The sequence below is a fragment of the Endozoicomonas ascidiicola genome, assembly GCF_001646945.1.
GTDB lineage: Bacteria > Pseudomonadota > Gammaproteobacteria > Pseudomonadales > Endozoicomonadaceae > Endozoicomonas > Endozoicomonas ascidiicola.
In genome coordinates, this window is the sequence record NZ_LUTV01000003.1 from 148,002 (window position 1) to 161,886 (window position 13,885).

A 13,885-nucleotide genomic window follows, 5' to 3' on the forward strand; every position below is an offset into this window, starting at 1 on the left:
GATTATGAGTGAAGCTCTGGGTTTCATTGAAACTGTTGGACTTGTGACGTGTATTCAGGCTGCAGACGCTATGTGCAAAGCGGCCAATGTTGAGCTGGTAGGTTATGAAAATATTGGCTCAGGCCTTGTTACCGCCATGGTGCAGGGTGATGTCGGTGCGGTGACTGCAGCTGTCCAGGCGGGTGTTGAGTGCGGCAGCCAAGTAGGCGAAGTCCTCACGTCTCTTGTGATTCCCAGGCCCCACGAAGACGTAAAAATCATAGTTTCCCAATACCTTTTAGCCGATATGTTGGCCACCGTGGAAAATCTAGCCAGCGAGGAGGAATCCCTGTGAGCGAAGCAATTGGCTTGATTGAAACAAAAGGCCTTGTGTCGTGTATATACGCGGCAGACGCCATGGGGAAAGCTGCCAATGTCCAACTGGAAGGCTTTGATAATGTTGGGTCTGGTTATGTCTCAGTCATTATTAAAGGTGATGTTGGCGCAGTGAATGCCGCAGTCGAAGCGGGCGTCAGCGCCGCGAAAACCATTGGGGAAGTCGTGGCCTGGAAAGTGATACCTCGGCCTAACGAGAGTACTGGCAAAGTGACTCGCCATCATCAGTTATAGCGCCATTTTTAAGTCAGCCTGCCTGATACGTTGAAGCTGGCAGGTATCAATTATTGATTTCAATAAGGGTAGAACAGTGAGTCAACACCCTGAAAGTCAGAATTCTGGAAAATTCTGTATCAGCATTTTTGATGACAAGCGATTTAACCGTGATGGAAGGGAGTCATCACCCATTTCTACTTCTTCAAGCGAGTCGACCATGGTTGATAATCGATTTTCATCGGCTTCTAACATCATGACAGAAACACAGCCTCATAGTGGTTTATATGCATCGTCTGATGATCGATTTGCTCAGGTGAATCCATCCTTTGTTGATACGGTCCATCACACATCAGAAGACGACAATCGATTCAGCGCAGTAGCCGCACCTTCTGCAAATCACTCCGCTGAATTGAAGCCGCAATCAAACAGCCAAAACACGACTAAGTCTGTTGAACTCAATGAAGAGATCATCACGCGCATCGTCAAAGAAGTGCTGAACCGAATTCCTCAATAAAATTTCACATATAACGCCGGTGTCATTGTAAAACAAAGACATGCGGGCTCGTAATATCAGGATGTAACTCGATGTCAAAATACACGTTGACTCCAAGAGTTCGGGTTTTGGCTGACCGACTGCTTTCTTCGGTCAGTACCATCAGCCCGGAACGTGCCAGCATGATCAGCACGATTTCTGCTGAAATTGTTGGTGTACCCGGTCAGGTTAAAAGCGCAAAAACCTTTTATGAGCTGACCCGAAGATTACCGCTGCACATTGGGCAGGATGAACTGATTATCGGAGCGCAGGCCTCTGCTCCAAGAGCGGCCATTTTCCACAGTCAGGAAGAGCTGGCATCTGAGTCGGTCTTAAGTTTGATTCCGTCAGCAGCCGCTTCCACCATTAAAGCGCCGGATTATTACGACGTTATCAAAAGTGGTCTTCTGGGCATTCGCTCCCGGGTTGAAAGCCAGCCTGAATTACTGGGGCAGGATGCCATGAACACCTGTCGTGCAATTGCCTATGGCTGCAACGGGGTGATCGAACTGGCGCGGACTCTGGCGAGCAAGGCTGAATCCATGGCCATGGTGGAGTCCAACACGTACCGTAAAAAAGAACTGCTGGAATCCGCAGACATTCTGAAAAAAGTGCCTGCCCTGCCAGCCAGTAACTTTAAAGAAGCGTGTCAGTCATTCTATGTTTTGCAGCTAGCCCTGCATTTGGAAAATGGCAGCTTTGCTGTCAGCCCTCAAGGTTTTGACCGTGCGCTGAACGATTGCATGATGGCGGACATCAATGCGGGCCGTCTTACCCGCGAGCAGGCCTACGAACTGGTTGAATGTCTGTGGCTGAAATTGTGCGAACTGTCTGAAGTTCGTGGCCCGAAAGCCGTTGATGGCTTCCCGATGTTTGACGCACTGTTCCATGGCGCCAATCTAAACGACAGTAGCGTTATTATTAACGAACTCTCTGAAATGCTGATGGCTGCGCGACAGAATCTGTCGGCACATCATTCTGCGTTGCAGGTTCGTGTGTATGGTGGTACCCAAAATAGCGGAAACCAAAATAGCGGTAACCAAAGTACCATGCAGGCTCACAGTCGTTGTGATGGTGCCCAGTCTTTAGCGATCTCTGCTGAGGCGATGGAAGGCATGACGCCACGGGTTCAGCGCCTGAAAAGTAATTACCTGAATGCCCGGCCATCCATTTCCACTTATCGTGCAGTGGCCTTCACCAAGGTAGTTAAAGAAAACCCGGGCATGCCAACAATTATGTTGCGCGCTAAAGCCTTCCGTTATGCCTGTGAAACGGCGCCGATTTTGATTCAGGCGGACGAGCTGATTGTTGGTCACCCTTGTGGTGCGCCAAGAGCCGGTGCGTTCTCGCCAGACATCGCCTGGCGTTGGGTGAAGGATGAGCTGGACACCATGTCCACTCGTCCACAGGACCCATTCATTGTCAGCGAAGAAGATAAACGACTGATTCGTGAAGAGTTGGCTCCGTTCTGGGAAGGCAAGTCCGTCGACGAAATCTGTGAAACCCAGTATCGCGAAGCCGGTGTTTGGGAATTCAGTGGCGAAACGTTTGTATCTGACCTTTCCTACCATCAAATCAACGGCGGTGGTGATACCTGCCCTGGTTTTGATGTGGTGCTGTTCACCAAAGGTATGAAGGGTGTTCAGGATGAGGCTCGTGCCCATCTGGCGAACCTGTCGATGGAAAATCCAGAAGACATCGATCGTATTTATTTCTACAAGGCAGCATTGGACACTACCGAAGGTGTCATGATCTACGCACGCCGCATTGCGGCACAGGCCCGTGAGATGGCAGCCCGTGAGAATGATCCGGCTCGTCGTCAGGATCTTCTGACTATTGCAGACGTCAATGAGCGTGTACCTGCCTATCCACCACAGACTTTCCAGGAAGCGCTGCAGTCTGTCTGGACCGTAGAATCCCTATTTGAAGTGGAAGAAAACCAGACCGGCCTGTCACTGGGTCGTATGGATCAGTATTGCTTGCCAATGTATCAGGCGGACATTGATTCCGGTCGATTGACCCGGGATCAGGCGGTGGAATTGATGCAGGCATTTATCATCAAATGTTCCGAATTGATGTGGGTGTCTTCTGAAGCGGGTGCAAAATACTTTGCCGGCTATCAGCCATTCATCAACCTGACGGTTGGTGGTCAGAAGCGCATGGGTGGTGATGCCACCAACGATCTGACCCTGATGATGATGGACGCAGTTCGTTTTGTGAAAATGTACCAGCCATCTCTGGCGTGTCGTATTCATAACCAGTCGCCACAGCACTACATGGAAAAAATCGTAGAAGTCGTAAAAGCGGGCATGGGTTTCCCAGCCTGTCACTTCGACGATTCTCACATCAAGATGATGTTGCGCAAAGGCTTCGATTTTGCGGATGCCCGTGATTATTGCCTGATGGGGTGTGTAGAGCCGCAGAAATCCGGTCGTATCTATCAGTGGACATCCACCGGTTATACCCAGTGGCCCATCGCCATTGAGTTTGTGTTGAACCGTGGTCGTATGGTTTTGTTTGACTCGGTACAGGGTGAAGACACCGGATCTCTGGAAGCACTGGACACTTTTGATAAGTTTGATCAGGCGGTGAAGACGCAGATTGCCAAGATCGTTCGACTCTCTGCCATCGGTACCGTGGTCAGTCAGCGTGTGCACCGAGACTATGCACCTAAGCCACTGATGTCGCTGATGGTGGAAGGGTGTATGGAGCAGGGTAAGGATCTTGCTGCTGGCGGTGCCATGGTTAACTACGGCCCGGGTCTGATCTTCTCCGGTCTTGGAACCTATGTGGATTCCATGGCGGCGATCAAGAAGCTGGTATTTGAAGATCGCAAGTACACCCTTGAACAGTTCAGAGATGCGTTGTTAGCCAACTTTGAAGGCTTCGAAACTCTCCGTCACGATGCACTGCGTGCGCCGAAGTACGGTAACGATAACCCGTATGTAGACGACTTTGCTCGTGATATCACCGAGTGGACAGAAGCGGAATGTCAGAAATACGACATGCTCTACTCAAAACTGAGCCACGGCACGCTGTCTATTTCCAACAACACACCTATCGGCGAACTGACCAACGCCACGCCGAATGGTCGACTGGCCTGGGCGCCACTATCCGATGGTATCAGCCCGACTCAGGGTGCGGATAAAGAAGGCCCGACGGCGATCATCAAATCCATTAGCCGCATGAACGTGGAAAGTATGAACATTGGTATGGTTCATAACTTCAAGTTCCTGAAAGGTCTGCTGGATACACCGGAAGGCAAGCAAGGTCTGATTACACTGCTGCGTACGTCTTCTGTTCTGGGTAATGGTCAGATGCAGTTCAGTTACATCGATAACGACATGCTGATCCAGGCTCAAAAAGAGCCTGAAAAGTTCCGTGATCTGATTGTCCGTGTGGCTGGTTACAGCGCTTACTTTGTTGAGCTCTGTAAAGAAGTACAGGATGAAATTATCAGCCGAACCGTTCTGGATAGTTTCTGATGATAAGGGCATGAAAGACGATATCGGTGAATAACCGACGTCGTCTTTCATGACCCGTTCAGAGCAATGGTTTTGGAGTAAGAGAACGGCATGATTGAGCAGACGTTTGAACAGGCGATTGAACAGAAAGGTCGGATTTTTAACGTCCAGCGATACTCGATTTACGATGGTGAAGGTATCCGGACGCTGGTCTTTTTTAAGGGATGTAATATTCGCTGCGATTGGTGTGCAAATCCGGAAGGCATCAGCAGTAAATATCAGGTGATGTTTTCCCGGGATAAATGCGTCAGTTGTGGTCGCTGTGCTGAAGTGTGCCCTGCCGGTGTGCACGTCATGAAGGTTCAGGGCAGTGAAACCATCCATCATGTTGACCGCACGGTGGACTGCATCGGTTGTAAGCGTTGTGAAGAGATTTGTACTTCAGAAGCGCTCAACATCATGGGGAAAGAAGTTACGGTTTCTGAGTTGATGGACATCATCCTTCGAGACTATGACTTTTATCTGTCGTCTGGCGGCGGTGTCACCCTGAGTGGTGGTGAGGTTAGCCTGCAGGCCGATTTTGCTGCGGCTTTGCTGGCGGAATGCAAAAAGGCCATGGTCAATACCGCTATTGAAACCAACGGCACCACGAACATTACCAATTATGAAAAGCTGGCACCTGTCACCGACTTGTTCCTGTTTGACCTGAAACAGATTGATACGGATTTGCACCGACAGCTGTTTGGCATTGGCAACGAACAGGTGAAGCGTAACCTTGAACGTTTGGTTGAGTTAAAGGCGAATGTTGTCGTGCGTATGCCTTTAATTCGTGGCTATAACGATTCCTATGAATCCATTACTGGTGCCATTGAATACGTTTCAAATCTGGCTAAAAAAGGCAGCATACAGCGTATCGATTTTCTGCCTTATCACCAGCTGGGCAAGTCAAAGTACGACATGCTGGATCTGGAATACCCGGTTCCGGGCAATCCCGGATACAGCAGCCTCGAAATGGATATGTTTGATCAGTTTCTGGAACGATTTGATTTTGATGTTCGGTTGGTTCGTCACTGAAAAGTGGCTGTTACCACAGAATGTAGGGAGGTGTCGCATAACTCCAGATATCTCGTACACCTCGTTCCCACGCGAAGCATGGGAACGAGATTTCTGGAATTTTGCGACAACCTCTGTAGACATAGAGGCCATTACCCGGTCTCGTTATTGCACAATTACTGAAACGCAGATTTTTTGTAACAGCTCCATCATCGATTAGGTGGTGGGCAAAATTGCAGACAATAATTAAGGAGTTCTTGCAATGTCTATTTCAAATGCCTTGGGCATGGTTGAAACCAAGGGTTTAATCGGCGCTATCGAAGCGGCTGATGCCATGGTGAAGTCGGCCAATGTCACTCTGCTGGGTAAAGAAATGGTGGGCAGTGGTCTGGTGACTGTTCTGGTACGTGGTGATGTTGGTGCTGTTAAAGCGGCTACCGATGCTGGCGCTGCAGCGGCTGAACGTGTAGGTGAGCTGATCTCTGTTCATGTTATTCCACGCCCACACAATGAAGTTGAAGTTATTCTGCCAATGGCCAAGGCTGAGTAATTATCAATACTGATGACGCCGGCATTACTTAATAATCCGGTGTCGTTTTATCTTCTTTAGACTTTTCCAATTTCGTTACCTCCTACCTGCAATAATAATGCTGCTGGTATCGCTGAAATTTTCTTCGATGCCATGTGATGATCATGTGATGATGGGTTCAATAATGAGTTCTCAAATGTCGGGCGCAATACCATCAAATGCTGTCCCATCAGGGCTGCCTTCTCGTTTACAACTGCTGAAAGATCAGTATTTGACAGTAAAGCCGAGCATTACTATTCACCGTGCGCTGGCTTATACGGAAATCACAAAAAACTACCCAAACCTGCCGAATAATGTACGCCGGGCCATGGGTTTTAAAAGAGCCTGTGAAACCGCACCGATGCTGATTCAAGGTGGTGAGCTTATTGTCGGTCACCCCTGCGGCAAACCAAGAGCCGGTGCTTTTTCTCCGGATACCGCCTGGCGCTGGTTGCAAGATGAACTGGATACCATTGATAGCCGCCCACAGGATCCATACTACCTATCGGACTCCGATAAGCAGATTTTGAAAGATCAAATATTCCCATTCTGGGAAGGCAAATCACTGGATGAAATCTGTGAGCAGCAGTTTCGGGAAGTACCGGGTTTGTGGGAGTTTTCAGCCGAAGCCTGTGTCAGTGATCTGACCTATCACCACACCAGTGGTGGCGGTGATACCAGCCCGGGCTATGACATCATTCTGTTTGCCAAAGGCGTCAGTGGGCTGAAAGCGGAAGCCGAAGAAAAGCTAGCTAACCTCAATAAAGAATACGACGAAGATCAGTTAAATCACTATCGGGCGGCCATTCTGATCTGTGAAGGCATTCAAATCTACACCCAACGTCTGTCAGCCCATGCATTGGAACTGGCAGGTCAAGAAAGTGACCCTGCCCGAAAGGCAGAGCTTGAGCAGATCGCAAGCGTTACCCTCAGGGTGCCTGAACATCCTCCTGAAACTTTTCAGGAAGCACTGCAGGCCATCTGGACGATTCAGTCGCTGTTTTTAATGGAAGAAAACCAGTGCAGTACATCACTGGGCCGAATTGACCAATATGTTTACCCGCTCTTTGCTGCGGATATGGCCAGTGGCAACATCACCCAAGAGCAGGCCTTTGAACTGCTTGGTTGCTTCATTCTGAAATGCTCGGAAATGATCTGGTATACCCCCAGTGGCACGGCAACTTATTTTGCCGGATATATGCCGTTTATTAATATGTGTGTTGGCGGACAAAAGCGTGAAGGTGGGGATGCTACCAACGAGCTGACTTACCTGGTTATGGAGGCGGTGAGGCGAGTAAAAGTCTATCAACCATCCTTAGCCTGTCGTGTGCATAACGGCTCACCCAGACAATATCTTCAAGCCATCAATGAAGTCATCAAAGCGGGGATTGGAATGCCCGCAATTCATTTTGATGATGCTCATATTCGAATGATGTTGCGTAAAGGGTTTGATTTTGAAGATGCCCGGGATTACTGCTTGATGGGCTGTGTTGAACCGCAAAAATCAGGTCGGATCCATCAATGGACGGTCGGTGGCTTCACGCAATGGCCTATTGCCATTGAGTTTGTATTGAATCGTGGATTTATGAAAAGCCACGGCTCTTATCAAGGAATTGATACCGGCGATTTATCGCAGTTCACCTCTTACGAACAATTTGATTCGGCTGTTAAACGACAAGTTGAGCACATCATATCGATGACAGCCACGGGCACTGTTATTAACCAGAAGCTGGTCAGAGACAGAATGCCAAACCCTTATATGTCTCTGTGGGTCGATGGGTGTATGGAGAAAGGGCAAGATGTGACCGCGGGCGGTGCTGTGTTGTACGAAGGCCCGGGCACCATCTTTGCGGGTCTTGGCACCTATGTCGATAGCATGGCGGCGATTCGCAAACTGGTGTTTGATGATAAAAAATACACGCTGGAAACCTTTAAGGCTGCGCTGGATGCAGACTGGCAGGGATATGAAGAGCTGCGTCTTGGTTGTCTGAGAGCGCCGAAATACGGTAATGATGATGACTATGCGGATTTCATTGCGAAAGATATTGTCGATTTCACTGAGCAGCGTTTGAATCAGCAAAAATCGCTTTATGCCCGAATGATCCACGGCACATTGTCGCAGTCGTTTAATACGCCGTTAGGCTCAATGGTCGGGGCAACGCCTGATGGTCGTCATTCTGGTAAACCACTGTCCGATGGTATGAGTCCAACTCAGGGTGCTGATCGCTTTGGCCCGACGGCAGTGATTAAATCGGTGAGTAAAATCAATGTGGAAGCCATGAGCCTTGGGATGTCTCATAACTTTAAATTAGTGAAAGGCAGTCTGGATACCCGGCAGGGTGAAGAAGGTATCACTCATTTGCTGCGAGCCGCATCGATGATGGGAAACGCGCAGATGCAGTTTAATTACATTGATAATGCGCAGTTAAAAGCTGCACAAAACAACCCGGAGCTGTACCGTGACCTGATTGTGCGTGTGGCGGGTTACAGTGCTTTCTTTGTTGAATTATGCAAAGAAGTTCAGGATGAAATTATCAGTCGAACCGAATTAGACGGTGATAACAGCCTGGGGGCTTTGCACTAATCAGTTATGAGTAATACCTGCTGCCATGATCAGAGTGGCTGCAGGCATTGATTCATTTATCCCAACGTCGCTTCAACCGCAATCTGCCGGTTATCCGGTATCTCATTGTAAGACAGCACGCGCAACTCTGGCGCACAAATACGGGCAAATCGAGCCAGCAATGGCCTTAGCTGTGGTGCTACCAGAAGGATTGGACGTTTGCCGGCTGTCTGCTGTTTCTCGGTTACTTCTGGCATGTACTGTTGCAGTTGTCGTGTAACGTTGGGGTCCAGCGGAATCGCATCCGGAGCAAACTGTCCGGTTTGCTGGGAAGTTTGATACGCCTGCAGTAACAGCTGTTCCAGATTTTGTGCCAGAGTAATGACAGGCACATTGGGTTCCATACCAATCAGCTCATCAATAATCGTTCTTCTCAGAGCAACACGAACATCCTGAGCCAACAACACGGGATGACTATTTCTTCCAGCACCATCCAGCAATGCACCACCAATGGTTCGTAAATCCGTCAGTGGTACTTTATCGATCAACAACTGTTGGAAAACCGTTCTCAGAGTGCTGATGGTCAGTTTGCCCGGCACCAGTTCTTCTGCCAGTTTTGGTGACAGAGTAGCCAGCTTATCCACAAGCTTCTGGGTTTCTTCAAAGCCCAGTAGTTCGTGGGTGTGCTCATCCAGAATTTTACTGAGATGAGTCGCCAGAACGGTGGCAGGGTCAACCACGGTGTAACCCAGAGCAATTGCTGTTTCTCGTTGCTCTTTGGTTATCCACACCGCATCCATCCCATAGGCAGGATCTGTCGTTTTTGTACCTTCAACCTCACCAAAAACCTGTCCCGGATTCAGTGCCAGTAGGCGATCTGGTTCCAACTCACCTTCGCTGATGGCAATACCCATCAGGCTGATTCGATAAACCGTTGCTGGCAGACGGATGTTGTCACGCACATGGACACTGGGAATTAGAAAGCCAATTTTACTGGACAGTGCTTTACGCACACCCTTGATTCTATCCAGTAGTTCACCGTTACGTTTTTTATCCACAAGGGCGATGAGTTTGTAGCCAATTTCCAGCCCAAGTAGATCAACCTGAGGTACATCATCCCAGGAAAGCTCTCGTGCTTCGGCTTGCTGAGGCGCTGTAATATTTTCAGCGATATCTTTTTTATCCCGGCTGGTGGTCTTTTCAGTCAACTGACGTGTATGCATTTTCCAGGCAATAAATGCAGCAAGAGAACCAAAGCTAAGAAACGCCAGGTGCGGCATACCCGGCACCAGGCCCATAATAATCAAGATGGCAGCAGAAACACTCAACGCTTTCGGTGACGTGAACATCTGACGAGATAGCTGCTTACCCATCTCTTCCGAATCGGAAACCCGGGTCACCATCATAGCGGCGGTTGTGGATAAAATAAGCGAGGGAATTTGTGCCACCAGACCATCACCAATAGTCAGCAGTGCATAAGTCTCAAAAGCGTCGGCAAAGCTCATTCCATGTTGCATGAGACCGATGATGACACCCCCGATAATGTTGATGGCCAGAATCATCAGGCCGGCAACCGCATCACCACGAACAAATTTACTGGCACCGTCCATTGCTCCGTAGAAGTCGGCTTCCTGTCGTACTTCTTCTCGACGGGTTCGGGCTTCTTCCTGATTAATCAGGCCGGCATTCAAATCCGCGTCGATGGCCATCTGTTTACCGGGCATGGCATCTAGGGTAAATCGAGCGGTGACTTCTGATATACGACCACCACCTTTGGTTACTACCGAAAAGTTAATTACCATCAGGATGATAAAGACGACAATACCCACCACATAATTGCCGCCAATCACCACGTTACCAAACGCTTCAATAACCTTACCGGCTGCATCACCGCCGTTATGCCCATACAGCAGAACCACTCGAGTCGAGGCAACGTTCAGCGCCAGTCGCATCAACGTAGCAATCAACAGAATGGTGGGGAATACCCGGAAGTCCAGTGGGCGCAAGGTATACACAGACACCAGCAGCACCACAAGCGACAATGCGATGTTAAAGGTAAACAGCATATCCAGCAGCAGGGGTGGAATCTGCAAAGTGACCATGGCCAGCAGCGCCAGCAACAGCAGTGGCACGCCCAGATAATTTTGCGAGGTCTGCAGGTGTTGTCGAAAGGTCGTGGGGGTCATGAGAGTTCCAACATCATAATGTCTCAGGGGCCTGGTATTTGGATTCGTAACCGTCAGGAATGTTCAGTGTCGGCATCACGGGAGGTGCCATTTCATCACCCTGTCGGTAATACTTCAGCTGTTGTACATAAGCCAGAATCTGGGCAACAGCCATGTAAAGATCCCCTGGAATTTCCTGATCGATCTTTGTCGTGTAAAAAATGGCTCGAGCAAGTAATGCCGCTTCAATCACGGCAACTTTATGTTCTGCCGCAATTTCGCGGATTTTCAGCGCGGTTTCATCGGTGCCTTTGGCAATCACAAATGGGGCACCTGCTTTCTCCGGGGCATAACGCAGGGCAATGGCGTAGTGAGTCGGGTTGGTGATGATGACATCGGCTTCAGGTACTTTTTGCATCATGCGACGATTTGCTGCTTCCCTCTGCAGCTGTCGAACCCGGGCTTTTACTTCCGGTTTACCGTCCTGATTCTTAAATTCTTCTTTGACCTCTTCTTTGGTCATCATGATTTTCTTGTTGTGTTGAAACAGCTGCCACGGGGCATCAATCAGGGCAATAATGCCAAGGGTAGCTGCGTAAGCAATCATGGCAATCGCCAGAACCTGAAGACCCTGGCTGAATGCGACCGGTAATGGCACACGAGACAGGCTGAGTAATAACGGATAATAGTCGTACAGCAACCAAAGCAGGCAACCGATGACCAGCCCGACTTTCAAGATGGACTTCAGAAGTTCCATTAACGACGCCAGGGAAAAGACTTTGCCAAACCACTGAGCGGGGTTAATTCGAGAGAATTTCGGGCTCATTAAGCTCGGGCTCATCACCCATCCACCCAAAGCAACCGAACCTATCAGAACCGTCAAAACCAGCGTGATAAAAAATGGCGACAGGCTGGTAAATGCCGTTCTCAATGAGCTGTGCAAATGTATGCCCATCTGCTTTTCAGCAAACACCGTTTCCCGACTCAGGGCCAGATTCAACCGGAGGATTCCCTCCATGGTTTCTACCATGGTGCCCGCCATCAGATAGAGCACGGCAGAGCCAGACAATAACGTCAGGCCGGTGACCAGTTCTTTAGAGCGGGGAATCTGGCCTTTTTCCCGGCTTTCCCGGCGGCGTTTCTCGCTGGGTTGTTCCGTGCGTTCCTGTGTACTGTCTGTCATCTCAGTTGACCGTCCACTGTCGTAAATACAGTAGTGATTGATCACTGAGATCCACAAACACGCTGGACATACTGTCCAGAGTAAACAGCATGGTGAACAGGCCCAGCAACAACGTCATGGGAAAACCCAAGGCAAAAATATTTAACTGTGCTGCAGCTCGATTCATAACGCCAAAGGCCATATTCACCAGCAACATGCTGATGACCGCGGGCAAGGCTACTAAAAGACCACTGCTGAATAACCAGCCACCGCGCATCACCAGCTGCATAAATTGTGTGTTGTCGGGAGTGACACCGATAGGCAAAGTGCGGAAGCTTTCAACCAGCACCTGAACGATGACCATATGGCCATCCATCACCAGAAAAACCAGCAAGGCCATGGTCTGCAGCCACTTACCAATAATGGGTGTGCCCGGGCCATTGGTTGGGTCGTTCATAACGGCCATGGCTAAACCCATCTGCATGGAAAGCACCTGACCAGTAAAAGCAAACACCGCCTGCCAGAGTAAAATAATAAATCCCATGGCAAGCCCAATGAGTGCCTGTTGGGCAATCAGCAGAATGGCTTGAATCGACATGGGTTCAACGACAGGCAAAGGTGGCAACAACGGCGCAACCAGCACCGATAAACTTATGCACAACACAAGTCGTACATGGCGCGTCAAATTGTTGCGACCAAAGATAGGCATCAACCAGAGTGCGGCAGCAATACGACAGGCAGGCCAGATAATCTGACCAATCCATGCTGTGAGTTCAGCGGTTGTGACCATATCAGCCAATCAACCCGGGAATATCCAGAAACAACTGTTCAAACAGTGCCAGCATTTGCTGCAGTAACCAGTGTCCTGCCACGCTCAGGGTTAACAGAGTGACTATCAGTTTGGGAAGAAAGCTGAGGGTCTGTTCATTGATCTGGGTCGTTGCCTGAAACAGCGCAACAATTAAACCCAGTACCAGCCCTGGGCCAATAATGACCGAAACCATAATGACAACCAGCATATGAGCCTGACGAAACAGATCGATTACAACTTCTGGAGTCATCTGATTACCCGAAACTGGCGGCAAGTGTGCCGACGGTCATGCCCCAGCCATCCGCAAGCACAAACAGCATTAACTTAAAGGGCAACGAAATCACCAGCGGCGATAACATCATCATACCCATGGCCATCAACACACTGGCGACCACCATATCGATCACAAGGAAGGGTATGAACAGCATAAAGCCAATTTGAAACGCCGTTTTCAGTTCACTCAAAATAAACGACGGAATTAATACGCTGAACGGAATCTCATCAGCACTGAGCTGAGTTGGATTTCCGGAAATTTCCAGCATACGAACAAGGTCGGATTCTCTGGTTTGTCGCAACATAAATCCGCGCACGGGAACACTGGCAACAGATGCAGCCTCTTTAAGCGTCATTTCCTCTTGCATGTAAGGTTCAACTGCCTGGACATACACCTGATCCAGCACCGGCTGCATGATAAACAGGGTCAGAAACAGCGCAAGCCCGACCAGCACAGGGTTCGGTGGTATTTGCTGAACACCCAGTGCCTGCCTCAACAGGGAAAGCACGATGATAATCCGGGTGAAGCTGGTCATTACGAGCAACACGGCTGGCAGAAAAGACAGAGACGTCAGCAGTAACAGAATCTGCAGACTAGCGCTGTACTCTTGGCCACCGGATGCCTGAGTCATCTGGAAAAGTGGGATATTACCCAGAGCCGCCGGAGCAAACAAAAGCATACCCAGAAAACTGATTGGCAGAA

General features: G+C 49.4%; 12 protein-coding genes. 7 read left to right on the top strand and 5 right to left on the bottom strand.

Annotated features, from left to right (window positions below; translation table 11 throughout):
- The first annotated feature begins 4 nt into the window (after window positions 1-4).
- From AKL11_RS08145 to cutC (AKL11_RS08175), 7 genes are all read left to right on the top strand, one after another.
- Window positions 5-334 carry a BMC domain-containing protein gene (locus tag AKL11_RS08145; RefSeq protein WP_067516296.1) on the top strand — a complete coding sequence of 110 codons (330 nt, stop codon included), beginning with the start codon at window positions 5-7 and terminating at the stop codon, window positions 332-334.
- Window positions 331-609, top strand: coding sequence for a BMC domain-containing protein (locus AKL11_RS08150; protein ID WP_067516298.1), 279 nt, complete (start codon window positions 331-333; stop codon window positions 607-609). Before AKL11_RS08145 ends, AKL11_RS08150 begins: the two co-directional genes overlap by 4 nt.
- 76 nt (window positions 610-685) lie before the next feature.
- A complete protein-coding gene (locus AKL11_RS08155) occupies window positions 686-1,105 on the top strand; it encodes a hypothetical protein (RefSeq protein ID WP_067516300.1) in 420 nt (139 codons plus the stop codon).
- Between the two features lie 71 nt (window positions 1,106-1,176).
- Window positions 1,177-4,608, top strand: coding sequence for a choline trimethylamine-lyase (cutC, locus tag AKL11_RS08160; RefSeq protein WP_067516302.1), 3,432 nt, complete (start codon window positions 1,177-1,179; stop codon window positions 4,606-4,608).
- A gap of 90 nt (window positions 4,609-4,698) precedes the next feature.
- Window positions 4,699-5,661, top strand: a complete 963-nt coding sequence (gene cutD / locus AKL11_RS08165; protein WP_067516304.1) for a choline TMA-lyase-activating enzyme — start codon at window positions 4,699-4,701, stop codon at window positions 5,659-5,661.
- 241 nt (window positions 5,662-5,902) lie between these two features.
- The gene (gene pduA / locus AKL11_RS08170; protein ID WP_067516307.1) at window positions 5,903-6,190 is read left to right on the top strand and encodes a propanediol utilization microcompartment protein PduA; all 288 of its coding nucleotides are present in this window, start codon (window positions 5,903-5,905) and stop codon (window positions 6,188-6,190) included.
- Between the two features lie 175 nt (window positions 6,191-6,365).
- Window positions 6,366-8,792, top strand: coding sequence for a choline trimethylamine-lyase (cutC, locus tag AKL11_RS08175; protein ID WP_216636493.1), 2,427 nt, complete (start codon window positions 6,366-6,368; stop codon window positions 8,790-8,792).
- A gap of 56 nt (window positions 8,793-8,848) precedes the next feature.
- Here cutC (AKL11_RS08175) and flhA read toward each other — a convergent pair whose 3' ends face one another.
- The 5 genes from flhA to fliP are packed head-to-tail and all read right to left on the bottom strand — an operon-like array spanning window position 8,849 to window position 13,862.
- Window positions 8,849-10,957 (bottom strand): flagellar biosynthesis protein FlhA, encoded by a 2,109-nt coding sequence (flhA, locus tag AKL11_RS08180; protein ID WP_067516310.1) that lies wholly within the window; start codon window positions 10,955-10,957, stop codon window positions 8,849-8,851.
- Between the two features lie 13 nt (window positions 10,958-10,970).
- A complete protein-coding gene (gene flhB / locus AKL11_RS08185; protein WP_067516312.1) occupies window positions 10,971-12,119 on the bottom strand; it encodes a flagellar biosynthesis protein FlhB in 1,149 nt (382 codons plus the stop codon).
- Between the two features lies 1 nt (window position 12,120).
- Window positions 12,121-12,888, bottom strand: coding sequence for a flagellar biosynthetic protein FliR (gene fliR, locus AKL11_RS08190; RefSeq protein ID WP_067516314.1), 768 nt, complete (start codon window positions 12,886-12,888; stop codon window positions 12,121-12,123).
- A gap of 1 nt (window position 12,889) precedes the next feature.
- Window positions 12,890-13,159 carry a flagellar biosynthetic protein FliQ gene (locus AKL11_RS08195; RefSeq protein WP_067516316.1) on the bottom strand — a complete coding sequence of 90 codons (270 nt, stop codon included), beginning with the start codon at window positions 13,157-13,159 and terminating at the stop codon, window positions 12,890-12,892.
- Window positions 13,160-13,163: 4 nt separating this feature from the next.
- Window positions 13,164-13,862: a flagellar type III secretion system pore protein FliP gene (gene fliP / locus AKL11_RS08200; RefSeq protein WP_067517254.1), complete on the bottom strand. Its 699-nt coding sequence runs from the start codon at window positions 13,860-13,862 to the stop codon at window positions 13,164-13,166.
- Window positions 13,863-13,885: the final 23 nt, after the last annotated feature.